Raw genomic sequence first — 27000 nt, forward strand, 5'->3', positions numbered from 1 at the left:
CCTGAATCGATGATAAGGAGCGTTAAAGGGCTATGTCAGTAGAAGTGCAGACGGAATATCTGAAGATGCAAAATGAGAAGGAATCCAATGCAAGATCGTACCCCAGACATTTCCCGCTTGTTATTAGCAAGGCCCATGGGGTGAAGGTAACCGATACGGATGGCCGCGTATTCTACGATTGCCTGGCTGGTGCAGGAACATTGGCGCTGGGGCATAACCATGACACGGTAATCAATGCCATTCGCGATGTCCTGGATCAGCAGATTCCGCTACATACCCTGGATTTGGCAACGCCGCTGAAGCTTTCATATATGCAAGAATTGTTCTCCATTCTTCCAGCAGCGATGCAGAACAAGTCCAAAATCCAGTTCTGTGGTCCAACTGGAGCGGATGCTGTAGAAGCAGCTATTAAGCTGGTCAAACATGCAACAGGTGGCAAATCCATTCTTGCCTTTCAGGGAGGTTATCACGGTTCAACCCAAGCAACCATGTCGATGAGTGGCAACCTGAGCAAGAAACAGCATCTGCAAAGCCTGCTGCCAGATGTACATTTCCTGCCGTTTCCTTATGAATACCGCTGCCCATTTGGTGTTGGTGAGGGCATGACGGCCCGGTTAAGTGCACAGTATATCGAGAACTTGCTCGATGATTGCGAGAGTGGTATTGCTGCACCGTGCGGAGTCATTGTGGAGACGGTGCAGGGCGAGGGCGGGGCGATTCCGGCAGACATTGAATGGCTGAAGGAGCTGCGCCGAATCACAGCAGAGCGAAGCATTCCACTCATTATCGACGAAGTGCAGACAGGCATCGGACGCACAGGCCGTATGTTTTCATTTGAACATGCCGGAATTGTACCTGATGTAATTATCTGCTCCAAAGCGGTTGGCGGAAGTCTGCCCATGTCTGTCGTCATCTATAAGGAAGAGCTGGACCAATGGCAGCCTGGTGCACACACAGGAACGTTCCGTGGCAATCAGCTGGCCATGGCTGCGGGACTGGCCACACTTCGTTATATCCGGGAACAGGATGTTCTACACAATGTACATCTGCGCAGTGAGCAGTTCATGAAGCAACTGAATGCATTGAAAGAGCGCTATGCCGAGATTGGTGACGTCCGAGGCAGAGGACTGATGATCGGCGTTGAGGTGGTTAATCCGGCAGGCCGCAAGGATCGTCTGGGACATTATCTGCCTAATGGTGCACTTGCTGAGTCTATTCAACGTGAATGTTTCAAGAATGGATTAATTGTGGAACTGGGCGGGCGTCATTCAGCGGTTGTTCGTTTTCTGCCGCCGCTGAATATTACGGAGCAAGAATCGGGCGCGATCCTGGCGATCTTTGAGAAATCGGTAGCTGAAGCAATTGCCTTAGCAACGGCTGCATGCTGAAGCTATCCCTGATGAAGAGGCATGCCGTATTACTTGCGATTCTGCTCGGTGCTTTTTCGCTGGTACTGACCAACAGTGCATTTAATCTGCTGCTGCCTTATTTTGTGCAATATTATCAGATCTCTACGACAGCAGGCGGATGGATCATCGCCCTCTACATGCTGGCCATGACGTTAACGATGCCGCTGGCTTCCCTGATCGTAGACCGACTGGGCCGGAAGCAGACGTATATGTTGGGCATCACCATCTATGGTGTGTTCTCGGTGGCAGGTGCACTATTTTATCACTCGATTGAGGTACTGTTGCTTGTGCGTTTCATGCATGGGGTTGCCGCCGGGCTGATGATTCCGTTATCGCTTGTGTTGTTGTTTGATGTATATGGACCAGAGGTAAGGGGACGAATTACAGGAGCGTGGGGGTTGCTGCTTATGCTTGCTCCTGCGGCTGGGCCAACGCTGGGCGGCTTCATCATTCAGTATGGACGGCTTGAAATGCTGTTCTGGCTTAATGTGCCGCTGGCTGTGTTCTCGTTTATCGGGTGCGGTCGAGTCATTCAGACTTATATTCCTGCCCGTAGGAAACGATGGCATCCAACCAGTATCATGCTGCTGATCTGTTCGGTAGGTGCCCTTAGTCTGGGCGTACAGTTGTATGCGAGTCCTGTCGCAGCGGTATGGGTACCTTGGCTGCTGATTGCGCTCGGTGTGGTGTTACTTATTCGTTTTGTCCAGACCGAGAACGGTCGCAAGGAACCACTGATACGTTACCAGTTGCTGCGGCGTAATGCCGTCTTTCCACTGACCGTGCTGATCTCGACCATTCAGGATTGTGTCATGTTTGGCGTGATCTTTGCATTGCCATTATTGTTCCAGGATGTCTTCCACCTGTCGCCGGCCTTGTCCGGTGCGCTGTTCATACCCTTGTCGATCTGCACAAGTCTGTTCATGTGGATCGGAGGCAGTCTGCTGGATCGTGGTCGATCCATGCATTTTATCGCATGGGGCACGTTGCTGGTGTCGATATCGATCTTGTCGTTTGCCGTTCTACCCATGGGAGCATCGATCTGGATTATCGGTATGCTCATGGCGTGCCGTGGAATTGGCGTTGGCCTGTCAGGCATGAGTATCTCTGCGATTGGTCTGCAAGCATTACCAGACGAAGACATGCACGAAGGGTCGGTGTTATCGACCACGATTGAGCGGCTGGCTTCTTCGTTTGCAGTGATGGGTATGACCCTGTACTACGATATGCGCTGGCAATGGCTAGCAGGGGCAGGAACGTCTATGGAGATGGCAAAATGGGGAGCGCTCAAAGAGATCTGTATCGGCCTTGGCTGCGCCATACTGTTTACCCTTCCCCTGGTACTATTTATAACCCGAAAGAAGGTTGGCATCATTGTTCGAGATGGAAAACAAGCTCCGGTCTGAGGCAGAGCAGCAGGCCCGTGAACATTCGTGCAAGCTTCTGCTGAACTGTTACATCCGTGAGCTTGCGTTAGAGAAGGAAAATGATATTCGAATCAATCCGAATACGCTGACGTACGCGGTTGCTTTTCCAGCCAGTGGGGTGACGGTGACAGGACAACTATCCTATTACTCTGCGATGGGAGAGCATGAATATCTCAGCATGGAATCTGGCGGAGAAGCGGTGCATGATCGCGACCTAGTTCGCTGGATCACATCTGAGCTAATTGGAGATGGGGAACAGGGAGCGAGTTCGGACCAACATGGAATGTTGAAGAGTACGGTGCAAATGAAGAGTTCACTTGAGCTGGAGAATGTACATCCATTGAGTGAGAATACGAATCGTGTCGAGGTGGCGTGTGCCAGAGATTTTGCACAAAAGGTAGATAACAGCGTAGGTAACCTTACGTTGTATATCGGACAAGCGGCCGGTCTCGAAATCCACGACTATCGGACATCGGAACAGTCACTGTTATATGGTCATCCGTTTCACCCTTTTCCGAAGAATTCCAAAGGCTTCAGCGAGCAGGATGTTCGGAAGTACAGTCCGGAGCTGCGCACATCGTTTCAACTCTGTTATATCGCGGTGAGGCAGGACGTCTACGTGCAGGAATGGGTGGATGACGAGGCGGCAATGGATTTGCAAGAACTCCTGCGGAGCCATGTGCAGCCGATTTTAAAAGAAAAGAGTGAAATGTATGGGCTGCTGCCCGTCCATCCATGGCAATACGCTTACCTATCACGGTTGACCGAGATACAGCACTATTTTCGAGAAGAAAAATTAATTCTGCTTGGCACTGCGGGGCCTGTCGTCTATCCAACCTCTTCGGTCCGTACGGTCTATGTTCCGGCATGGAACTGCAATATCAAGCTCTCACTGAACATGCAGATTACCAACATGATTCGCACCAATAGTGCTGAGCAGATGCGCAGAACACTGGATGCCTCCAGATACGTCAGGCAGCATGACTGCTTCGGTGGTGAGCCGAATACCCATATCGCGTATGAAACAGGTGTAGCGACTTGTACTTTTGAAGATGAAGAGTTAACGAGTCTGTTTACGATAGCTTATCGACCCATTGAGTTCGACCCTGCGAATACGTATGTCTTATCCAGTCTGATTGAGGCACCACTTCCGGGGAGGCGTTCTAGGTTGATGACGATGCTCGGTGGTGGTCTGATCAATGCTGAGCGTTGGCTGGATCATTATCTGCAATGTTCTCTGCTTCCGATTGTACGGGCGGCGGGTGAGAGAGGCATTCATTTTGAAGCGCATCTGCAGAATACCCTTGTGACCTTGAAGGATGGGTTGCCTGTGGACTTTATCGTCCGCGATCTGGAAGGGGTCAGTGTGGATGAGGAACTTATCCGTGAGCAGGATCGTGCTTCGTCCGATTTATTATTTTATTCGCGAGAGAACGCCTGGGCGCGGACATCGTACTATTTTATCGTCAATCATCTGGGGTCTCTGATTCATGCCCTGGCGCGAGATGTGAACGTTCCGGAGGAGCATTATTGGAAGCAGGTACGTGAGGTGCTTGAGGCTGAACTGGAACGAACGGGCAATGCGTATGTACGGCATCTGCTGACAACGGAAGCATTCCTGGCCAAGCAAAATTTGGTGAGTTGTCTAAGGGGTATCAGCCAGACTCCGGCTTATGTGCCGGTGAGCAATCCAATGAAACGAATAGGGAGTGAAGTGCGTGGGAGTTGTGGGATACAGGGCTGAAGCAGGCGCTAGGACAGAAGCAGTCTACGTGGGTGTACAGGAACGAATCATGCGACAGACTTTGGAGGCCATGTGGTTCGAAGGTCTCTTGGACAGTGATGTACATGGGAGTGAATGGCGAACCAGTGGCCTTACATCTTCTGGCGATTCTGTAGGGTACACGTGTGAAGCGGAGCGGAAGTTTTCATTTGGCCGGGTGAAGGTGAAGAAGGATTCGATTCAAAGGGAAGGCGTAGCCTGCACCGATCTGGATCTGTTTTTGGAGGAAATCGTGCTGAATTCATTAAAAGGTTCGAATGTGACGGCTTTTATTCAGGAGCTGCTCGAAACGATGGCAAAAGACAGCCAGTGCCGGGCGATTTTGCCTTTGAACATTCCGCTAGAAGATCGGCATTATGATGCGCTCGAAAGTCACATGACCGACGGTCATCTGTATCACCCGAGTTATAAGTCGCGGTTGGGGTTTTCTCTGAAAGACAATCTGGCGTATGGGCCTGAGTTTAACTCTGAAGTTGCATTAGTCTGGGTGGCTGTGAAAAAAGAACTTGCTCAGACCGCTGTATCCGCGGGCTATAGTTCTGAAGAATTGGTAAGGCAGCATCTGACTGCGGAGGATGTAGAGCGATTTCAAGAGGTTCTGGAGGGTGACGGGAAGACAGGTTCTGACGCGGATGATCGATATGTGTTTATTCCGGTTCATCCATGGCAGTGGGAGCATCAGTTGGAGTCGGTATATGCCCGTCAACTGATGGATGGAGATATGGTATATCTTGGTCCATCGTCTACGCCCTATCGTGCGCAGCAGTCGATCCGTTCGCTGTCGAACCGGATTAATCCGGAAGCCCCTTACATCAAGCTGTCCCTCAGCATTACCAACACGTCGAGCACACGTATACTGGCACAGCATACGACCCAGAACGCACCGCTGATCAGCGATTGGCTGGATAATCTCGTTCGTGAAGATGAGCTGTTGCAGCAAGAGCAGTTTGGCATTTTAAAAGAAATCATGGGACTGTCGTTCCGTTATGAGCAGTTATCTGCAACGCAATATGGACGGGCCTACGGCACACTTGGAGCCATCTGGCGGGAGAATGTATCGGTTCACCTGAAGCAGGGTGAGACGGCGTGGCCGCTGAATGCGCTAATGTTGGTGCAACCGGATGGTGTTCCATTTATCCAGGATGCTGTAGAACGACATGGCGTAGAGAAGTGGAGCGAGGCCCTCGTTCGCACGGTTACACTGCCCATCATCCATCTGCTCTATGCACACGGGATTGCGCTGGAATCTCATGCACAGAATATCATTTTGGTACTGGAAGACGATCTGCCGAAACGAATCATAATCAAGGATCTGCATGATGGTGTTCGCTACGTACCGGATCAACTGTTACACCCGGAACGCGCACCGAAGCTGAACCCCGAGCCGGAAACGCATCGCAAGTTCAATCGATACTCCTTCATCTATGCGGGAGATGTGTCGGAAGTCCGTGACTATACGTATGACGCATTCTTTTTTATCTGCATGACGGATATTGCGTTGACCTTTGAGAAGTTTGGATTGTCAGAGCAGTCATTCTGGCAGCTGTGCGCAGGTGTAATTGTGGATTATCAGAAGCAGCACCCGGAATACGCAGAGCGGTTTGTTGCATTTGACCTTTTTGCCGAAGATGCACTGATCGAAGAGATGACCAAGCGCCGTCTGTATGGGGATGGGGAGTTGTATTTCCGTAAGGCGAGCAATCCGCTCAAGGTATCGAAGGATGCACTGGAATCACAGGGAACACCCGAATTAAAGGGAATCGTCGAATGAGAATTAACACGCTGAAGGAAAAAATTGCACGCAAACAGCCGGTGTATGGCCTTTTTGTATCCATACCACATCCAGTCATCATTGAGATGATCGGGCATGCGGAATATGACTTTGTCATCATTGATCTGGAACATGCCACAACATCGATGGAATCGGTAGAAGAGTTAATTCGGGCGGCGGAACTGGTCGGCCTAACTCCGCTGGTGCGTATCTCGAAGGTGGAACGAGCGGAGATTCTTAAAGTGCTGGATTGTGGGGCGCAAGGTATCGTTATTCCGCATGTCGAGCAGCTGAAGCAGGTGGAAGAAGCGGTTCGTCATGCCTACTATCATCCGGTCGGAATGCGGAGTCTGAATAGTGGTCGTCCTGGTGTATTCGGGAAATATCCGCTCACGGGATACATTGGGGAAGCGAACGAACAAGTGATGATTGTCCCCATGATTGAAAGTGCAGAGGGCGTTCGGCAAAGTGCACGGATTCTGTCTCATCCTCAGGTGAGTTTTGTATTGGAAGGTGCGGCGGATCTGTCGCAATCCCTCGGTGTGCCATGGCAGACCGAGCACCCGGATGTGAGACGTGCGCTGGATGAATTGCATGCTACCGCGCAGCAGTGCGAAGTACCATATGCTACGGTCACGAGGGGCGTGGACGACATGGCGCTCTGGGCTGAGCGGGGAGTACATATATACGTGCTGGGTGATGATCGGAATACGGCATTTCGGGCGTATATCCAAAAACGGAATGACTACAGGAATGCGGGTGGGCAGATATGAAACCAAGTGTATGGCAGGCGATCAATGAACTTCAACGAGGGACGGAAGACCCGGTATGTGCGTATATCTATGATCTGGCTGGCATGCAGGAACAGGTACGTCAGATGCTGGGCAGCATGCCCGAAAACACACAGTTGTTCTATGCCATCAAGGCGAATCCAGATCCACGCATTATTGAGGCATTGCTTCCATTGGTAAAGGGCTTTGAAGTGGCTTCCATTGGAGAGTTGCTCAAAGTTAGAGCCGTAAGTCGAGAGGTTCCGATCCTTTTTGGAGGTCCGGGTAAAAAGGAGAGCGAGCTGCGGTTAGCAATCGAGAATAACGTGAGTTATATCCATGTGGAAAGTCTGCTGGAGCTGCGGCGCATCATTGCGATTGCGAGGGTGCGAGCGATGGATCAAGAGCAGGGGCAAGAGCATGTGCAGGGAAGCAGGCAGCAGCAAGAATGGGAGCAGGCGTATGGAGGCAAGAACATGCGAGGGCAGGAGCAGGTACAGGAGGACATGCATGAACACCACCATGAGCATTACCGCGGTCAAGCGCAGGAAGTACGCATTCTGCTCCGAATCAATCTGCGAAGTAGTACGTTACCCCGGACGAAAATTGTCATGGGCGGTGGGCCAAGTCCTTTTGGCATCGATGAAGAGGCAGTGGAAGAAGCCATCGAACTTATTCGTGTGGAAGGCGCGGGTGTGGTTCGGTTGAGCGGGTTCCATTTTCACTCTTTGTCCAACAATATGGACGCCAGGCTGCATGCCGAGATGATTGAGCTGTATTTGCAAAAGGTAGAGCAGTGGCAGCTCAAGTATGGTCTTCCTGTGGAAGTGGTGAATGCAGGAGGGGGATTCGGTGTAACGTATGATGGGAGTCCCGGATTCGATTGGTCGTTGTTTACTTCTCTGCTGGAACAAAGTGAAGCCAGACAACGACTTGCTTCACGTGGAGGCGAGTTGTATTTCGAATCGGGCCGACTATTGGTGGCAGACCATGGGTATTATGCCGCAGAGGTTACGGATGTCAAAACTTCTCATGATCAGCATTTTGCTGTGTTGAGGGGAGGTACGCATCATCATCGTCTGCCTGCTTCATGGGGACATAACCATCCATTTCAGATTATGGCGACAGATCGTTGGAAGCATTCATTTGCCCGGCCAGAGGTAAGGGATGGTCGAGTCCATATCGTAGGTGAGCTGTGTACACCCAAGGATCGCATGCATTCCGATGCGGAGGTAGCACTGCTACGGGTGGGAGATATTGTTTTGTTTGAAAAGTCTGGGGCTTATTGCTGGACCATCTCGCATCATGATTTTCTGGGGCATCCGCACCCGGCATTCCATTATCTAACGGAGGACAATAATCATGTCAACACTGATGAAGCGTTCCAGTCTGCAAGCCGCTGAACGCCGGATTATGGCGGATTTGATGAATTCATTTTTGGCCGAGCAATTACTCCCACTGGAGGATCACCCATTCATTGATTTTGCCGCAGCACCTGCACCGTTCAGAAGATTGTATAAGGAATATGACGGCGAGGTGCAGAGACAGAATGGTGATTCTTACATTAGATTGCATACGCATGGTGTATTGTGTCTGATCGAAACAGGAGTAAGACAGGCGATTCAATGGGTTCAGGGTTCACCGATCTACGAAGAGAAAGCAGATGGAAGCTGGGTTCTCCTTGATTCTCCGGCAGAGGTTGGACGTGCGCTGTTACAGAGGGCTGTGTCAGATGAAGAATATAGGCAACCCGGAGTGGCGGAATTCCTGACTAGTCTGGATATTACTGTAGAGCAGTATGCTCTGGGCTGGGAACAAGTCCAGTACCTGTCCGCCAACGTTCCGGTGTCTGCTTATGAGTGGTTTATCAAAGGTGAGCGTGTTGCTGCATTGCGGGATCGTCCGTTCCACCCATCGTCCAAAGCCAAGGTGGGATTCAACGCAGAAGATGTAACGCAGTATGCAGCGGAATTCGGGAAGGCGATTCCGCTGCGCTGGGTGGCTATACAGCTGGATGCCGTGCAGCAAGGTTGCGAAGATGGGTTGTCCATTTTGGCCGTCTTAGACGATGTTCAGCGTGAAGTGGTGGAAGTCGAGTTTGCCCGTAAAGGAATCACGTTCGACGAATATCTGCCGATGCCTGTTCATCCGTGGCAATTGCAGCATGTGATCCTGCCTCGCTTCACTGGAGAGATTGAAGAGGGCAGCATTGTTGTATTGGAAATAGAAACGGGCGACGTACAGGCCACATCCTCTCTGCGCTCGATGGCTCCGTTAACCGAATCTAATCTGATGCTCAAGCTGCCCGTTAGTGTGCTGTCGCTGGGGGCTGCTCGTTATCTGCCAGTAGTCAAGCTGCTGAATGGTCTTGCTGGAGAACAGATGTTAAGACAGGCCGTTGCTTGTGACGAGACGTTGAAGGACAAGGTATATATGTGCGAAGAGCAGAACTGGTGGGGCTTCATGCCGGAATCCATGGGACTGTTCGACGATCATCCCCGCCATCTGGCTGCACAGATTCGTGTGTATCCCGCTGAATTGTTGGGTGAATCCTACAAAGTCATCCCCATGGCAGCACTGGGTGTAAATCTGGATGGACATCATCTATTAACGGAGATTCTGGGAGATGATCTGAGCAGCGCGGACGTGGTGGAATTCTATACGAGTATAGCTACGACGTTCTATGACATCGTAATGCGTCTATTCAAGGTGGGCGTTGTACCTGAGATTCATGGTCAGAACTGCTGTCTGGTGTTACGGGATAATCAGGTAAAGGGTCTCTTGTTCCGAGACCATGATTCCGTGCGTCTGCATCAGCCTTATCTGGACAAGCATGGTATTGCAGACCCTGCCTATCATATTCGCCCGGGATACTCGAACAGCCTGTATAACGAGACGATCCAGAAGTTGATCTTCTATGTGCAGTCGCTGGGGACGCAGGTGAATCTGGCTGCGATCATGGAGGCACTGAGCGAAGTGTATCACATCCCGGAAACGAAGTTCTGGGAGATCACGGAGCAGGCCTGGAAGGAAGCGCTGACTCATGTGCAGCTTCCAGAGGTTGACCGGGTCGCCCTTGCTCATGCGATATTCGAGAGCGAGGCGTGGCCCGTGAAGTTAGTTGTCCGTCCGCTGCTTGAAGCGGATGGGGTGCCTGGCGCGATGCCATCGGGCAAAGGCATAGGGTGGAACCCTTTTTATAAGGGATAGATATGGAACAGAGAAGGTGACCCGTTTGACGGGTTGCCTTTTTGGCTTGTTGTTATTGGGAGTTGAAATGCTTGGAGGGGATTAAAACGTTCAACAATCTGGCTAAAAATTCTTATGGAATGGAGTTACAGGAAAGAGACTGATGGTATAATCGGGTTATGTGTTATAGTCATATTTAGCAATACCGAAAAGGTTTTCGTAAAAATCGATATCAACTGTTGTAACCGCAATCATAATTTACTTCAAGAAAGTGAGAATCTACGATGAATCAGAAGAGGCTTTTTAATGATGGATGGCAATTTGCGAAAAGTAAGCTGGATGTTACGGAACCTGCGGGTCTGGTGTATGAACCTGTGGAGCTTCCCCATGATTGGCTGATATATAATACGCTTGAACTGTACGAGGATAGCATTGGATGGTATCGCAAAACGTTTCATTACTCGAAGGATGAGCAGCAGCTACTGCTCTGTTTTGATGGCGTATACATGGATTCGTCCATGTATGTGAATGGGCAGCTGGTTGGGGAGTGGAAGTATGGATATTCTGCTTTTGAACATGAGATCACGAATGCACTGGTGGAAGGCGACAATGAGATTGTGATCAAAGTGGTGCATCAGAGCCCGAACAGCAGATGGTATTCCGGGGCTGGAATCTATCGCAACGTGTGGCTAAAGACAAGGGACCGCAACCATATTGTGACGGATGGAACGTATGTATCTATCAAGCAGCAGCCGGATGGCTGGCAGGTGGAAGTGGATACGGAACTGAACCTGGAGCAGAATCAGCAGGCAGAGCTGGTGCATACGATCCGGTATGAAGGTCAAGTGGTGGCATCCAGCCAAGCGAATGTTACGACTTCGGTGGGAGAGAATGCGGTTGTATTGACAGATAGCCAACAGATCATTGTGAAGAATCCAAACCTGTGGAGCCCGGATGCACCACATCTGTATGAGCTGGTCACGGAACTGAAACTGATCTCGGAAGATCAGAGCGAGAAGATCATTGAGGCGGTATTCCAACGTATTGGATTCAAGGACGTTAAGCTGGATCCGAGTGAAGGTTTCTATCTGAATGGGGTCCATACGAAGATGAACGGTGTGTGTGAACACCATGATCTCGGGGCGTTGGGAGCGGCATTTAACCTGACGGCACTGCGCAGAAGATTCGTTTTGCTCAAAGAAATGGGCGTTAACGCCATCCGCACCGCGCATAATATGCCAGCCAAAGAGTTCATGGAACTTGCAGACGAGATGGGCATGCTGATTGTGTCCGAAGCCTTCGACATGTGGGAACGGGCCAAAACGCCATATGACTATGCGAGGTTTTTCCCAGAGTGGGCACATACGGACGTGAAGAGCTGGGTGAAACGAGATCGTAATCACGTCAGTCTGATCATGTGGAGTATCGGGAACGAAATCTATGATACCCATGCGGATGAGCGCGGCCAGGAAGTGACTCGGATGCTGATGGATTATGTGCTGGAATTTGATCCAAAAGGCAATGCGGGCGTGACCATCGGTTCCAACTATATGCCATGGGAAAATGCACAGAAATGTGCGGATATCGTGAAGCTGGCAGGCTACAACTACGCGGAAAAATACTATGATCAGCATCATGCAGAACATCCAGACTGGATCATCTATGGCAGTGAGACCTCATCAGTGGTGCAAAGTCGTGGCATCTATCACTTCCCATTTGAACAGCCGATCCTGGCTGATGATGACGAGCAGTGCTCGGCACTTGGGAACAGCACGACAAGCTGGGGCGCGAAGTCGGCAGAATATTGCATTCTGGCTGAGCGGGATCGTCCGTACTCACTGGGGCAATTCCTGTGGACCGGATTCGACTATATTGGTGAACCGACTCCGTATCATACGAAGAATTCGTATTTTGGACAGCTGGACACGGCAACGTTCCCGAAAGACGCTTATTATATCTACCAGGCAGCATGGACGGATTATAAGAAAAATCCGATGATTCACCTATTCCCTTATTGGGATTTCAACCCGGGTCAGATCATTGATGTACGTGTGTGCAGCAACGCACCGAAGATTGAGCTGCAACTTAACGGTAAGACGATTGGCACCTACGATATTGACCATGCGCATGGAACACAGCTATCTGGCTGGTGGAAAGTCCCTTATGAAGAGGGCGAGCTGAAGGCGATCGCTTATGATGAGAACGGTGTTGTGATTGCAATCGATGTACAACGATCCTTTACGGATGCGAAGAAGATTCGTCTGCAGGCGGATCGGGAGCAATTACAGGCGAGCGGCACAGATCTCATTTTCGTGGAAATTACGGTGGAAGACGAAGCGGGTAATCCGGTGCACAATGCCAACAACCGCGTCCAGGTTCAGGTGTCTGGTGCAGGGCGATTACTGGGTCTGGATAATGGAGACAGCACGGACTATGATCCATACAAAGGGCTCAGCAGAAGGTTGTTTAGCGGTAAACTGATGGCCATTATCGGAGCAACGGATGAAGTTGGAACGGTACGTATCGAAGTATCTTCGGAAGGGTTGGAAGGTGCCGCAGCGGAGTATGAAGTGCAGGTTGTGGATGCGACAGATGTCGATGGTCAGAAACAAGTGCAACCAGTCTTCATGGTCAATGAAGAACGTCCGGTGCTGACGGGCAGCGCTCAGGAGATTCCTTTGCGGAAAATCGAGATCATCAGCGAATCAGGACAGTTGCTCGATCCGTCCAACCCAGAGCTCTTCGTAACAGTCAAGCTGTATCCAGAGAACGCGTCCTATCGGGACATCGAATGGGCTGCTGTGAATGATGGCGGCATCGAATCCAACATTGCCAAGGTGGAAGTCATGCCTGCGGGAACGGATGGCAATGGGGAGAATCAACATACGGTGAAAGTATCTGCGATTGGTGACGGGGCGTTCCGACTTCGCGCTACCAGTGCAAATGGTACGGACAAAACCAAACTCATCTCCCAATTGGAATTCAAAGCGGAAGGGCTCGGTACTGCCTACAAAGATCCATATGGCTTCATCACAGGCGGATTATATGATTACACCAAAGGTGAGGTTGGTAACGGGAATGAACGCGGTGTAGCAACAAGTCGGGACGGGGAGACACATGTAGGCTTCCGCAATATCGACTTTGGCCCATATGGTTCCGATACGATCACTATTCCGATCTTTGCATTGTCGAGCGAAGAGTACTTCATGCAGATCTGGGAAGGCATGCCGGATGAAGAGGGCAGCACAATGATCGCCGATGTGGTGTATGACAAGGAATCCAAATGGAATGTGTATCAGGAAGAGACGTATAAGCTGTCCAAACGTCTGAGCGGGATTACTTCGATCTGTTTTGTGTTGAAGCAGAAGATTCATATTAAAGGATTCTCATTTGAACGCCAGAGTCGTGCTTTTGAACAGAATGCGGCGGCATCCTGTGACCATCTCTATGGAGATACCTTCAAAATTGAGGGTGACCGTGTTGAAGGCATCGGGAACAATGTGTCGTTGGAGTTCGAAAACATGGACTTTACGAGCGAAGGCACCTCGAAGCTCGTTATTCATGGCCATTCACCGATTGATATCAATACGATTCATATCCGCTTCGCGGGTGCGGACGGACAGAGCAATCAACTGGTTGAGTTCACACAATCCGAAGGATATGAGGAGCGGGTGTTTGAGCTTGGGCGGGTGACAGGTGTGCAAAAGGTAATCTTTATCTTCTTGCCGGGAAGTCAGTTTGACTTCGACTGGTTCCGTTTCGAGAAATAGAGTAACCGATCAATCCTCTTCAAGTAACCGATGTTCTATCAGAACATTGAGTTACTTGAAGAGGATTTTTTATAGTCATAACGAGCGAGCGAGAATGAAGAGTGCTGAGCACTCATGCTATTTTAGAGACAGAACATAAAGAGAGAGCATACCAATAGAGTACTTTGAGCGTTGTACATATGAGGTGATCCAATGAGAAAATGCATACTCACTCTATGTATATTGATTGGGCTGTTAACAGGTTGTAATCCAATTCATCAGCAGACCATCGATTCTGAAGAAGTCATGACTTCTTTTCCTGACATTATCGAACCGCATAACCCTGAACAAGCAGAGCAGAGTGGAGATGTGGTTGTACTCATGAAGGGCATGCGAAACGGCGACAAGTGGAGGACATTCATGAAGCACGTGAGCAAAGAGCAACCGAGTCAAGTCCGGGTAACCAAGTACACGATTGAAGGTGGGCCCGTGATCCACGAACTGGTATATGACGGCAAGGTGATTTAAACCACATATGATGATTCAAGAGATATGTATGGCTCAGGGCAGGGTGAAACTACGAATACGTGTAAAGGCATCGGTACGATAAAAAGTGAACAGGGGCGTACGTTCTATGTGTTAACCGATTGTGAAAAGGAAAATATCTTCTCTCTTCCGAAGTAATATTCGATTCTTTTATCACATAAATAGGTTTATAGAAAGTAGATCGAATCGTCATATTATGGAAGGAGTTCATCAGGTGAATTACGTGTTATCGACATCTATTGCTTCAACAAACCATCAAGTACCAGCCCTCGCACAGGGACAAGCCTTGGTATTGCAGGATGATTGGATTCTTCGCATTAGTGAATCATTGATGTGGGTGCTGCTCGCCATGACTATTCTGCAATGTTTAACCTGGATTCGGAATTACTTAAGCCAAGGTACATATTCGGATGAAGAAGTGGAGCAGGCGGACCCTTTGTTTCTGGCTTATTTACGCAGTAAGGGACGATTGAAGTTGAGGGATACACAGGCGTCGTTATTCCAGTTAACCCGTTCTCGGGTGTTATCCCTGCGCATCGTGCAAGCCAAAAAGAGATATCGGGATGACAAGTATGGGCCAAATACCACACTGGAGTATCGGAATGAGCAACCTGCTGCTGCGGTAAATGAAGACGAACGCCTACTTTTGCAATGGATGCTGAAAGAATATAGCTTCGGTCAACAGCGATTCCGGCTGGATACGCTGGCAGGACCAAGCTCGAAGCAAAGTTCACAGTCCGAAGAGATGCAGCATTATCGTCGTAAGGAAAAAGTAATAGAGCAGGGATTGAAGGCATGGAAGAATAGCGTTCTTGAGACAAGACAGGACTGGAAACGTTTGATCCGAACGCCCCTCCTGCTCCGACTGCTTGTGATGCTCGTGTTTCCTGTATTGTTTATCTTGACCTGCGAACTATGCTTCTCCAATGGGGTGGGGATTCAGGGGAGTATAGCTCTCGCTGTGACAGTGGTGCTCTGGTTGGTAGCTGTAAAGCGAATTCGAGTGCGCTGGGCTTATCAGCTGGCTAGTGTAGGATTACTGGTCACAATAACACTGTCCGCTACGGGGGAATCAGCCGAGAACAGTATGTTCATTGGCGTGATTATCTTGTCGCTGTTACTACGTCTAATCCTGCCTGCTCGTGTAGTAGATTCTTCTGCACGGGATTGGGCTGTCTCCATGCGCCGCTGGCGTAGACGCTATAAGAAAGGAATTCCAGTAGATCGTCTGCACGAATCCGCGGAGAACATTGAACGCATTTTACAGACGGCTCTGGTGCTCGGGATTGGATCACGTTGTGCACGTAAGACCGATTGGAGCCCACTTCAGAATCATGTCGATCCGGAACTCAGACGTTTGGTGCAACTGAAAGCGGAACAAGTAGATAGTGTGCCTGTTTCCTCCACGCTTACACACGCGCCATTATTAGCACTAGCATTGCATCTACGTGGAGTATTTCGTCCTATGTTAGCTGCGGAGTATCCATATGAGCGTTTGAATTACGTGACTGGAACTTTGGAGACGGGGTCACCAGGTAGCAGCACGGGATATAGCGGTAGCTCAACAGGGTATGATAGCGGGCATTCACATCACCATCACGACAGTTCTGGTGGACACCATCATGGATCGGATCATGGAGATTCTGGGGATTCCGGTGGAGGCGACTCAGGTGGCGGTGGAGATTAACAAAAAAGAGTTCATTCATGGTGCTCATGAATGAACTCTTTGTAGTTCCTACTCTAATGGAATGACGATATCGTGTTACGCAACTATTAATAAGTAGTAACAATTATTGTATTTTGGAGGAGGAGTTTAATGAAGAGGTTCTGGTTGTTATGTATGTTGATATTCGTATTGACAGGCTGTGGTCAAAATAATAGAGAAAAGGCCATTGAACAATTAACTCAGTTTCAGAGGAACGATGCTTCTTTAATTGTATTTACTGACCGTACGGCGGAGCGGCCATTTATTGTTGATCTACAGGCGCAATTAAGTGAAGTGAATAACGAGAATTTGAGGGCAGAAGGCCCAATTACTAACGTAACCTTTTATAATGTGCGTGATGAAAACAAGTTTGATTATGAGAAGATTTTTGGTCTGAAATCATATCCGTACATGATCCTGTTCGAGAAAGGCGAGATTACACTGGAGACGCAGGAACCGGAAGAGATCGTTCAGCATTTTAAGAAGAGGTAAGAATCTACTAAAAAACGTGCACGGACACGTAAAATATCTGGCTAATGAATGTTTTTTGCCTATGGACGAGAAAGCCCGATTGGTTCAGCAAAGTAACCGAGAACTAGATCGAGAATCGCTGAACTCTATAGATGGAAGTTTGCTTCCGACGGATCGTCTGAGTTAAACATAAAATGTGATATGTGAGGTTCTGGTGGGGAAACAATGAGCTAATGGGCTTCCATCATAGTTATTCGCACACTCTCCGAATGTGCCACTGACATATACATAGGGCATACACACTGTGTGCATCGGCCTAAGGAGAGTGACTATTTTGAAGAATCTGAACAAGAGGACAGCTACCCTCAACAAATTAAGGCCCAGACGTGCTAGATTGAAATACAAAAACAAAATTCGACGAAAACGGAAATATAAGATGATTCGTAAAGTGTGCCGAAGAAAGTACCGCTCCCTGAAGCGTCCAGTAAAATCACAGAAAATGGTCTGTGACAAAAAAGTTATTGCATTACCGAGAGCGGGAGGCAGCAATCCTGTATGTTGTGAGCCTTCCCCACTGCTCGCTCCGTTGAGACAACATGAATTGAAGACGGTTAGTCTCCCCGGGACGCAAGGGGGTGCAGGCGCCCAAGGTCCCGCGGGATCTCACGGCGAGCCGGGTCAACCGGGTATTCCCGGAGCGCAGGGCCCCGCAGGCCCTCAAGGTGGGCTGGGTCAACCGGGTATTCCCGGAGCACAGGGTCCAGCAGGCCCTCAAGGTGGGCTGGGTCAACCAGGAGTTCCCGGAGCGCAGGGCCCCGCAGGCCCTCAAGGTGAGCCGGGCCAACCGGGAACTCAAGGAGCGCGAGGCCCAGCAGGTCCTCAAGGTGAGCCGGGTCAACCGGGGGTTCCCGGAGTACAGGGTCCAGCAGGCCCTCAAGGTGAGCCGGGTCAACCGGGAGTTCCCGGAGCGCAGGGTCCAGCAGGCCCTCAAGGTGAGCCGGGTCAACCGGGAGTTCCCGGAGCGCAGGGTCCCGCAGGTCCTCAGGGTGAGCCAGGTCAACCAGGAGTTCCCGGAGTGCAGGGGCCCGCAGGCCCTCAAGGTGAGCCGGGTCAACCGGGAACTCCCGGAGCGCAAGGGCCAACGGGTCCCCCAGGTGAGCAAGGTCCGCCGGGCACCATACCCGGAATTGAAATCATTCCTACGGTAAACCGTTACTTCTATTTTCCAGATACCGATCTGGATTTGTCGGTCTCAGTTATAATTCCTGCCACAGCATTCACTAATGACGATGGCGACAGCATAACCCAATTTGCCGGGATTGGACTTAACAGCTTTAACAATCTTTATATCAACGGGGTCGTCCAACCAGGAAACTCATATAGTGTAAGTGCGGATAGGTTGTCTTTTTCGTCACAAAACGGTGTGATCTTTGCAGGGACACCTATTATTATCGAGATGATTATAATAACAACCAATATCATAAATGGTTAAAATTGGTTTTATTCACCGGTTCCTTTGCCCTCACTGCGCTCGAATCTACCACATATACTATGTCAGGTAGGAGGTGAGAAACATGCCACTCGTGACCCCATTTCAGAACAGTTTGAGATTTGCTGCAACCATTGGTGACGGAACCGGGACTGGAGCAACATTTGCGATTGCTGCGACAGCTTTTACAAATGATGCGGGTGTAGCTGCAACGGCATTCCCAGGCACGTTCAACTATTACAATCTTTATATTAATGGCCTTATGCAAACAGCAGATACATCCTCGGCTACGACAACTACACTTACAATCCCTGGTGGAGATGCATTAAATGCAGGGACTCCAATTGTTGTACAATTTGTAGTGTCTTAATGAAGATGTAATCATGCTGTATCGTTATCTTGTGCGACTTCTATCTGAGGGTAGAAGTCGTTCTTTTTGTACAAGACTCCCGTCGACATACCGGTATTCATTCATGCATTAATGTGCAAAAATGGTTAACCAAGGATGTTGCCCAACTACCGGATAACCTCTGAGGAAATGATCCTTCCGTTTGATTCCAATCCTCACTCTCACTTGTTAAAATTTAGGTACATAAACTATGGTCAGGTTGGCGGTGAAGATAGGATGCAACGTATTCAGGTACACCCCGATGTGTTGGACGAGAAAGCTCGATTGGTCCAGCAGAAGAAACAGGAACTGGAGCGAATGGTCTGGGAACTGGAGAAATCGATCTATATGTTGCAATCCGATTGGTCGGGTGTGACCGGAGAGCGTTTCTTCTGGGATTTTATGCAGGCAAAAGAAGTGTTCCCGACTACACTCGGTCTGTTGGACAAGATCCAGAATGAGTTTACGTTTATCGCAAAGAACTTCAGAACAACGGACGGCTCAGGCGAGGTGGCGTTGTACATCCCAGAAGAGCTGAAGCGCAATTTCGCTGTAGGGCTGCTTGATAAATCCATAGGAGAAACAATAACGGGAATGGGGCAGACAGCAGAAGCTTTCTTCTCTAACCCGTTCAGTACAATAGGCAGTGTGGCATATGCGATGACCGTGGGCAAAGTTGTAGACGTTGGGCGTGGTATTCAGTTTGCATGGGATACCGCTTGGGGTACGGGAACCGCGAGGTCTGATATAGAGCAATTTGTAGAAGACCAGAAGAAGCAGATTGATGAGAGTGGGGCAGGATATTACGGTGGGGCGATGACAGGTCAGGCTCTGGCGTATGTATTGTTTGGGAAAGCCTTTCGTTCGATGGATGACAAGCATACCGATCTGGGTGGATCTGGTGTTAAAAGAGAGGGACCGTATACTCTCAATGAACCTGTAAAGATTAGAACAAATAAAGGGATAGAAGTTGAGTTCACGAATCCATCAGGAAATAAGATTAGCTGGATTGAACAGAATCCTAAAAATATACCAAACGCAATCGAAAGTTCGTTAAAGAGTCCTAACTCAGGTAGAGCTCTAGAGGGAAGGGTGGCGGAGTATGTTCAGCAAAGAATTGAAGTACTTGGATTTGCATTAAAAGCAAATAATCTTACGAATAATGAGGTTGCAGGAGACCTAGATGTTGTTACTAGTAAACAAATTATTGAAGTGAAAAAGTCTACAGCGGCCTTAGACATGGAACAGATAGATAAATATATTAATTCAGACAATGCTAAGTTTCTCAATCATGAAATGAAAGAAGTTATTGTCTATATTGACAAGCCAATTGATTTGACGAATAAATACGTAAAAGAGAATATGGATTCTCTTAAAAATTCAGGTGTTATTGTTGTAAATTCACTAGATGAATTAGGAGGAGTATTGAAATAATGGGAACGTCAGCAGCTGTTGTATTTAGAAGCGGGGAAAGTATCGAAATAAATAAATTATTACTCCGTTTAGAAGAGTTATGTAATAAGGAGGGATTATTTTATAGTCATGACTTGAAAAAGATTGATGAAGCCTCAAAATTAAAATATTGTGAGTTTTGCATTAGTGATATTCCATTAAAAGATAGCTTTGACAGACAACTGATGTTTGGACTAGCAGATGAACCATACCCTCATAAACTTGTTAATTTTGAATGGGATTCTCCAGAAATAGATTACTTTAAAACAGTAGTATCTGGTGATTTTGAAGATAATGAAGATTTGTTATTTAAATTTCTTTTTTTATTTTTGAATGAATTTCCGGATGCAAAAGCATGGATTGAGGAAGATTGGTTTTATAACTTGGATGATATGAAGAAGATAAAAGTATCCTACAATGACAATTGGTGTTACATGGATCCTAAAAGCCTTTGAAATAAAAATATACAACTGAATTATAGATAAAGCATATAGCACTTCTACCATACTATGTTGGAAAAAAAGGATAAATATCTTCTCGATTGGTGTTGATGTAGAAGAGGAAGATGTACCGATGATTATTGAGGAACTACTTCTGGTGAAGGATTGAGCTGTCAAGAATTTAAAAGATGAGCAAAGGGATAAAAAGAGGGAAAGCTAATCGACAAGTTGAAAGAGGGCTGTTTGAGATGAGTTCTTTGATTTTTTTGAAAAAGATTGAAAACTATTCTCCTGGAAAAGCCATTGAAGATTTTAAGAAAGCAGCGCAAAAAGCGAATATATTTTGTATTTTGATAAAAGATAAATACCGTGGGGATCTCTTCATATCAGCTGAGGGAACACTATCAGAAGTTGATGAATTTACTTTTAAAAACATGGATAAAAAGGACAACTTAAAGTACTTCACATTTAATGTTAATCAAGTAGAAGAAGACTCAGTCGATAGTTTCACTTGGCTTACTCAAGACGAAAATTACTTCTGGGCTTTAGATATTGAAAATATAAATCATCAGTACAAGTTTATTTTTAGATTTGTTGTAGAGTATTTTAAAGATAATGGCGAGGATTATTTATGGTTTGATGATGCCGAGTGGTATTACACAGCTGATGATATTTTAAAACTAAGTCAGATGCCATATGATCCGAATTGGTCAGTGAAAAGGTTGTCTAGTTTTATACATTTGAAAATAACGAGGTTTTACTAGGGATTAGACATAGTCGAGGAGTATTGAAATAATGGGAATGTCATCTTTTTTATATTAAAGTAAAGGCGAAAAGATAATGGAATATTCACTGAAGTTGAATGGAAAACAAGATCCTTTATGGTTGAAAAAATTAATTGAAAGTAAGAATTTTGAAGTGAATTATATGAACCGACAACACAATGCATTGTTCATTCATGAGTTTGATCTAAGCGGTGGTTTAAAAATTACTGTTTATGATAATAATTTTCCGGCTGATCATCCAGCAGCATCTTATGAAACGATGTTCCAAGAAGAGGATTTTATTTATCAACAAACGATTTCTTATGAATTGGAGAATAACCAGCAATATGAATTATGGTATAAAACAATGTATGAAATTTCTTTCGCTATATTAAAATCACTTAGAGTAGAGGGCGTATTCTATCACACTTCTGGAGAGGAGATATTTCTCTTTAAAAACGGAAAGTATACGTTCAACGGAACATACCTTGAACTGCTCCAGACGCATTATGGAGAACTCCTTGAGAATATCGAGTATTCGGTTTTTACGAAACCTCACAACTGAATTACAGATAAATAATGTTAAATGCACTTCTACCGGACCAAAAGTAGAAGTGCATTTTTTTGGAATAAGAATACTAGCTACGATGATAAGATTGATTACTAAATGTTGAGGTGAAATAGAATGTTATTGGAAAATGCAGTATCCAAACTAAATAATATAAATTGGGCCTTAGTAGGTACTGTTATCTCTGAGGAGGATACTAAACTCGGATATGAATTTCTCAGAAGAATGGCTCAATTTTATAAAGCGGAGCAGCTGAAGCCTATGCCACCTGCATTTACAAATGTGGCGAAACTACTAGGAGATCAAGAAGAGGAATTAGATATTTCAGCTTATTGCAGTTCGGAGGCTGTTGCGTATTTGAATCAAAACTCATATGTGAAAAGAATATTTGAATATTATCTACAGTTGGCGAAGTACGCAGAGAATACTCCGAGCATCAGCCAGTATCTAGACATATATGAACCGGTAATTATACTTTTTGAACGGGGGGGCTCTTTTACCATCAAACCACTCTCTCTAGAAATTACACAAGTCTCACATTTTCCATTAAACAATTGGTATGAAAAATTTGTTGAGAAAGATCCGATGGATATTTAATAATCTGTAGATCATTAGGTTAATATTTCGCAAAATCGTATTCATAGAAAAGCACTTCTACCAAACCAAAAGTAGAGGTGCTTTTTCCTATGAAATCAAACAACTAATGAAATCTTCCACCAATTGGTCGATAATATAGAAGAAACAATTTTTAGCTCATCATATACATAGAGAAATATCCACAACTATCCTACACCCACACGAGGTATATTCATGAAACAAGGCATATATGAACAGCTTATTAACATTATCACCAGACAGGAGATTTCGGCGCTGGACCCGGATGTGTATAACATTGGGACCGAGAAATTGGATGCAGAGGAAGCGCGCAAGCTGCTGTCCACGTATTTGGCGGCGGTGACTCGGCGAGCGCTCAAGATTGTGCGGGAACAGACGGAAGATAAGACAGCAGTGTTGGCGCAGATTCGAACGTGTAATGAGATTATTGCTACCCTGAAAGGCACACTGGGGGAAGAAGAGTACAACGAATTGCAACTGGATGAGCAGGGGGAAGTGTTGACCCATGTGTATTCCAAGCTGAACAGTATTCGTGCGGTCCGGGATACCAAAATCGTTCGTCCAGATACGCCAATCGCCCAAAGCTCTTTATTCACAGGTGCGAAGTCCGAACCGAGTATGTTATTGGAGTTGCAAAAGGAGATCGTGACCGCCGATCGGATCGATTGGTTGGTTTCATTTATCAAGTTCAGCGGGCTTCGCCTGCTTCTGGAACAGCTTCAACAGTTCACGGCTGGTGGCGGGAAGCTGCGGATCATCACGACCACCTATATGGAGGCAACCGACCTCAAGGCTATTACCGAACTTAGCAAATTACCTAACACAGAGATTCAGATTTCGTATGATACCAAAGTGACTCGGCTGCACCCCAAAACGTACATTTTCCACCGTGATACTGGCTTCACTACAGCCTATGTCGGCTCCTCTAACCTGTCCAACCCGGCGCTGACCAGTGGTATGGAGTGGAACCTCAAGGTGACGGAGAAGGATTCACTCGACGTGCTGCGCAAGATTGAAGCGACTTTTGAGAGCTACTGGAATGACCGTGAATTTACCCTATATGTAGCTGAAGATGAAGGACATGAGGCCCAGTTGAAGGCGGCTCTAAATCGCAAAAAAGATCAGTCCAACCACTTTCACCTCGACATCCAGCCTTACGATTATCAAAAGGAAGTGCTGGAACAGCTAGACGCTGAGCGTACGCTGTATGGACGAAACCGCAACCTGATCGTTGCCGCCACAGGCGTTGGCAAAACGGTCATCTCTGCCTTTGACTTACAAGAGGTTCCGGGCAAGCCATGTGGGAGCCAAGCTGCTTTTTGTCGCCCATCGGGAAGAAATCTTGAAGCAAAGCCGGGACACGTTCCGGTATATCCTGAAGGATATGAACTTTGGGGAGCTGCATGTCGGGAATCACCGAGCGGAGGCGTTGGACCACTTGTTTGTTAGCATTCAGAGTCTTAACGCTATGAAGCTGACGGAGATCACCAGCCCAGACTATTACGATTACATCATTGTGGATGAATTCCACCATGCGGCTGCACCTTCATACCAGAAGCTGTTGTCCCATTACGAACCGCAGATTCTACTCGGACTCACTGCAACACCGGAACGGATGGATGGCAAAGACATTACCGCCTACTTCGATCATACGATTGCCGCCGAGATCCGCCTAACCGATGCAATTGACCGTAAGCTACTGAGCCCTTTTCAATATTTTGGCGTCACCGATACTGTCGATCTATCTCAGGTGAAGTATGACCTGAACGAACTGGAGAAGCTCTATACCCATAACAAAATCCGTGCCAACCAGATCATCCAAAGTCTGAACAAATACGTAACCGATCTGGACGATGTGAAGGGGCTTGGTTTCTGCGTAGGGGTGGATCATGCGCTGTATATGGCAAAAATATTTAACGAAGCTGGCATTCCATCCATGGCCCTGCATGGCGGGTCGAGCGAACAAGAACGTCATTCTGCGAAAGGACAGCTGGTGAACGGGGAACTGCGCATGATCTTTGTCGTTGATCTGTACAATGAGGGCGTGGATATCCCTGAGGTGAACACCATCCTGTTTCTGCGTCCTACCGAGAGTCTGACCGTATTCCTGCAACAGTTGGGACGTGGACTACGGATGGCGGAGGGCAAAGAGCAAAGAGTGCCTGACCGTGCTCGACTTCATCGGACAAGCGCATCAGGAATACAGGTTCCAGGATAAATTCCGCGCCCTGATCGGCGCCACCAAACATTCCATCTCGTACTACGTCGAGAACGGATTTTCGAACCTGCCACGCGGCACGTTCATTCAATTGGAAAAGCAAGCGAAGGAATACGTCATGCGCAACCTCAAGCAGCTGAGTCGTAATCGCAGAGCCTTGATCCAGAAGTTGCAAACGTTTCAGCAAGACACCGGACTGCCGCTGACCTTGGCTCACTTTGTGGAGCATCATGGGATGACTCTCTATGAATTGTATGGTGAACGCACGGGGAGAAGGTATTTCCGCGGCATGTTGGCCGAAGCCGGATTAACAGCACCTATTGAAGATGAACACGAAGAGTACATCCGCAGACTTCCATCTGTGCTGACCATCAACTCCCGAAACTGGCTAACGTTCCTGATAGACTACATTGAAAAAGGGAAAGAACCGACCAACGCTGATGAACAGCGCATGTTGATTATGTTCTATTACACCTTCCACCGGGCCGCGCCTGAGAAGCTAGGGTTGAGCAGCATCGAAGAGGGTGTGCAGCGTGTGCTGTCTTGTGAAGCATTCCAAGCAGAGCTTGTGGATATTTTCAAATATAATCTGGCTCATCTGCGATTTGTGGATAAAAGTAATTCGTTCCCGTACACTTGTCCACTGGATATCCACTGTATGTACTCCATCGATCAAGTGCTCGCCGCCTTCGGTTACTGGAATGCGCAGCAATCCCCCGCCTTCCGTGAAGGGGTGAAGTATTTTGCGGATGAACAGACCGATATTTTCTTCATTACACTGAACAAATCGGATAAGGACTTCTCACCCTAAACGATTAACGAGCGGCTATTCCACTGGCAGACTCAGAGCCGGGTGTCGGAGCACACTGCTACCCGAGCAGCTGTATAAGTGCCGTTAGGCGATAGAATATACATAAATTGTTTTTTAAAGATATAAATAATAAGTAAATCATAATTTTTGAATAAACTAACAAGTATTTTATCAATTTATAGTAATTTTTTTGTTTAGGGTCTACAATACTATTCAACGTTTCGTAGATCCGTTATGCTATTGAGTTTTATGATTTGATAGATAGATCATCAGTTTCATACTTGTTTAAAAGCTCCTTGTATATCACATTAACGAATGATTGAGCAAGTTTTACAGGTACTGCATTACCAATTTGGGTAGCAATGTTCTCGCTAGAGCCTTCATATGCCTTTCCATTAATTTTTCCAGTGAATTTATAGTGCATAGGAAAAGTTTGAATTAATGCAGCCTCTCTCATACTGATAGCTCTATCTTCCTCAGGATGTCCAAAACGTCCTTTTGTGTAGGCCAAACATCCGCAAGTTATAGTAGGGGCGTAATCATCAAAATTCATTCTGCCATAAACATCGCCAAAACTAACATTGGTTTTTTTATGACATTCCAGTACTAGACTTTCATCATTCCAATCTGCGCGGCTCCCACCATTTAAAGGAGTATTCTTAATTCTTTTCAGATTATCAGATGACAGATTTCTACATTTATGAAGTTTATCTTTTTCATCAACTCCCCCTGCACTTAATTCAGACAATTTATATCTTTTTAGAAAGTTTCTTAAAGTTGGAGCCATTTTCTTTTCTGGCCACAGAGAAAGTGGTTTAACTACATATGGTATTCCTTTTATAGTTTCTTGAATAATCGCATCATTATTAGGAAATGTATCAATTAATTTCCCTATAAGGATCATCCTTTTTCTATGTTGGGGAACTCCATAGTCAACTGCGTCTACGACTTCAAATCGAAGATGATATGAAGGACGACTGTTATTTATTTTGAAGCCTTCAGAATTTAAATTCGCTAGAAGAGATAAAAAAATATGAAAAATTTTGAAATTTACTATATTATCGACGTTTTCAAATAGTATATAATTAGGTTGGAATAAATTCGCAACTCTAATAACTTCCATTATTAGTTTGTTGCGATTATCGGCACTAGATGTACTCTTTTTACGACTATGTCTAGAAAAACCTTGACATGGCGGTGTAGCAACAAGTAAATCTAAATTTTTACCTTTTAATTGTTTGTGTATTTCTTTCCATTTTTTTTTTTTGATTTTTTTTATATCTTTAACTAATAGGTGTGTATTACCATGGTTCAATGCATATGTAGATGCAATAGTTTTGTCGAATTCTACTGCACATATTATATTAAAGTGTTTTTTCAATGCTTCAGATACCCCACCTGCTCCTGAAAATAATTCTATAGCTGAGAATTTCAA

The 27000-nt window shown here is 46.9% G+C and carries 19 protein-coding genes and 1 pseudogene; 19 read left to right on the top strand and 1 reads right to left on the bottom strand.

Features of this window, described 5'->3' with window-relative positions:
- Positions 1-32 precede the first annotated feature (32 nt).
- The 19 genes and pseudogenes from MKX40_RS04890 to MKX40_RS04980 form a co-directional block, all read left to right on the top strand.
- Positions 33-1388 carry a diaminobutyrate--2-oxoglutarate transaminase gene (locus MKX40_RS04890; protein ID WP_339239880.1) on the top strand — a complete coding sequence of 452 codons (1356 nt, stop codon included), beginning with the start codon at positions 33-35 and terminating at the stop codon, positions 1386-1388.
- Positions 1382-2815, top strand: a complete 1434-nt coding sequence (locus MKX40_RS04895) for an MFS transporter (RefSeq protein ID WP_339239883.1) — start codon at positions 1382-1384, stop codon at positions 2813-2815. Before MKX40_RS04890 ends, MKX40_RS04895 begins: the two co-directional genes overlap by 7 nt.
- A complete protein-coding gene (locus tag MKX40_RS04900; protein WP_339242920.1) occupies positions 2793-4580 on the top strand; it encodes an IucA/IucC family protein in 1788 nt (595 codons plus the stop codon). Before MKX40_RS04895 ends, MKX40_RS04900 begins: the two co-directional genes overlap by 23 nt.
- Positions 4555-6390 (top strand): IucA/IucC family protein, encoded by a 1836-nt coding sequence (locus MKX40_RS04905; protein WP_339239884.1) that lies wholly within the window; start codon positions 4555-4557, stop codon positions 6388-6390. The genes MKX40_RS04900 and MKX40_RS04905 overlap by 26 nt, the downstream gene beginning before the upstream one ends.
- A complete protein-coding gene (locus tag MKX40_RS04910) occupies positions 6387-7163 on the top strand; it encodes an aldolase/citrate lyase family protein (protein ID WP_339239885.1) in 777 nt (258 codons plus the stop codon). The genes MKX40_RS04905 and MKX40_RS04910 overlap by 4 nt, the downstream gene beginning before the upstream one ends.
- Positions 7160-8563 (top strand): type III PLP-dependent enzyme, encoded by a 1404-nt coding sequence (locus tag MKX40_RS04915; protein ID WP_339239887.1) that lies wholly within the window; start codon positions 7160-7162, stop codon positions 8561-8563. Before MKX40_RS04910 ends, MKX40_RS04915 begins: the two co-directional genes overlap by 4 nt.
- Entirely contained in the window at positions 8523-10370 is a 1848-nt protein-coding gene (locus MKX40_RS04920; RefSeq protein WP_339239889.1) for an IucA/IucC family protein, read from the top strand. Before MKX40_RS04915 ends, MKX40_RS04920 begins: the two co-directional genes overlap by 41 nt.
- 263 nt (positions 10371-10633) lie before the next feature.
- Positions 10634-14119 carry a glycoside hydrolase family 2 TIM barrel-domain containing protein gene (locus tag MKX40_RS04925; protein WP_339239891.1) on the top strand — a complete coding sequence of 1162 codons (3486 nt, stop codon included), beginning with the start codon at positions 10634-10636 and terminating at the stop codon, positions 14117-14119.
- A gap of 192 nt (positions 14120-14311) precedes the next feature.
- On the top strand, positions 14312-14626 hold the full coding sequence (locus MKX40_RS04930; RefSeq protein ID WP_339239893.1) for a DUF4362 domain-containing protein: 315 nt from the start codon (positions 14312-14314) through the stop codon (positions 14624-14626).
- 232 nt (positions 14627-14858) lie between these two features.
- Positions 14859-16331, top strand: coding sequence for a hypothetical protein (locus MKX40_RS04935; RefSeq protein ID WP_339239895.1), 1473 nt, complete (start codon positions 14859-14861; stop codon positions 16329-16331).
- 129 nt (positions 16332-16460) lie between these two features.
- Positions 16461-16841 (top strand): hypothetical protein, encoded by a 381-nt coding sequence (locus MKX40_RS04940; protein ID WP_339239897.1) that lies wholly within the window; start codon positions 16461-16463, stop codon positions 16839-16841.
- A gap of 415 nt (positions 16842-17256) precedes the next feature.
- Positions 17257-18312 (top strand): DUF4183 domain-containing protein, encoded by a 1056-nt coding sequence (locus tag MKX40_RS04945; protein WP_339239898.1) that lies wholly within the window; start codon positions 17257-17259, stop codon positions 18310-18312.
- Between the two features lie 82 nt (positions 18313-18394).
- Entirely contained in the window at positions 18395-18679 is a 285-nt protein-coding gene (locus MKX40_RS04950; RefSeq protein WP_339239900.1) for a DUF4183 domain-containing protein, read from the top strand.
- 255 nt (positions 18680-18934) lie between these two features.
- A complete protein-coding gene (locus tag MKX40_RS04955; RefSeq protein ID WP_339242922.1) occupies positions 18935-20131 on the top strand; it encodes a WXG100 family type VII secretion target in 1197 nt (398 codons plus the stop codon).
- Positions 20131-20604 carry a hypothetical protein gene (locus MKX40_RS04960; protein WP_339239901.1) on the top strand — a complete coding sequence of 158 codons (474 nt, stop codon included), beginning with the start codon at positions 20131-20133 and terminating at the stop codon, positions 20602-20604. Before MKX40_RS04955 ends, MKX40_RS04960 begins: the two co-directional genes overlap by 1 nt.
- A 173-nt stretch (positions 20605-20777) precedes the next feature.
- A complete protein-coding gene (locus MKX40_RS04965) occupies positions 20778-21353 on the top strand; it encodes a hypothetical protein (protein ID WP_339239903.1) in 576 nt (191 codons plus the stop codon).
- A gap of 76 nt (positions 21354-21429) precedes the next feature.
- Positions 21430-21918, top strand: a complete 489-nt coding sequence (locus MKX40_RS04970) for a hypothetical protein (protein ID WP_339239904.1) — start codon at positions 21430-21432, stop codon at positions 21916-21918.
- A 120-nt stretch (positions 21919-22038) separates the two neighbouring features.
- Positions 22039-22518, top strand: coding sequence for a hypothetical protein (locus MKX40_RS04975; RefSeq protein WP_339239906.1), 480 nt, complete (start codon positions 22039-22041; stop codon positions 22516-22518).
- Positions 22519-22731: 213 nt separating this feature from the next.
- Positions 22732-25628 (top strand): annotated as a pseudogene (locus MKX40_RS04980) (DEAD/DEAH box helicase family protein); the annotation flags it as partial.
- 184 nt (positions 25629-25812) lie between these two features.
- Here the strand turns inward: MKX40_RS04980 and MKX40_RS04985 are convergent.
- Positions 25813-27000: a DNA cytosine methyltransferase gene (locus tag MKX40_RS04985; RefSeq protein WP_339239908.1), complete on the bottom strand. Its 1188-nt coding sequence runs from the start codon at positions 26998-27000 to the stop codon at positions 25813-25815.

The sequence above is a fragment of the Paenibacillus sp. FSL R5-0517 genome, from assembly GCF_037974355.1.
Classification (GTDB): Bacteria; Bacillota; Bacilli; order Paenibacillales; family Paenibacillaceae; genus Paenibacillus.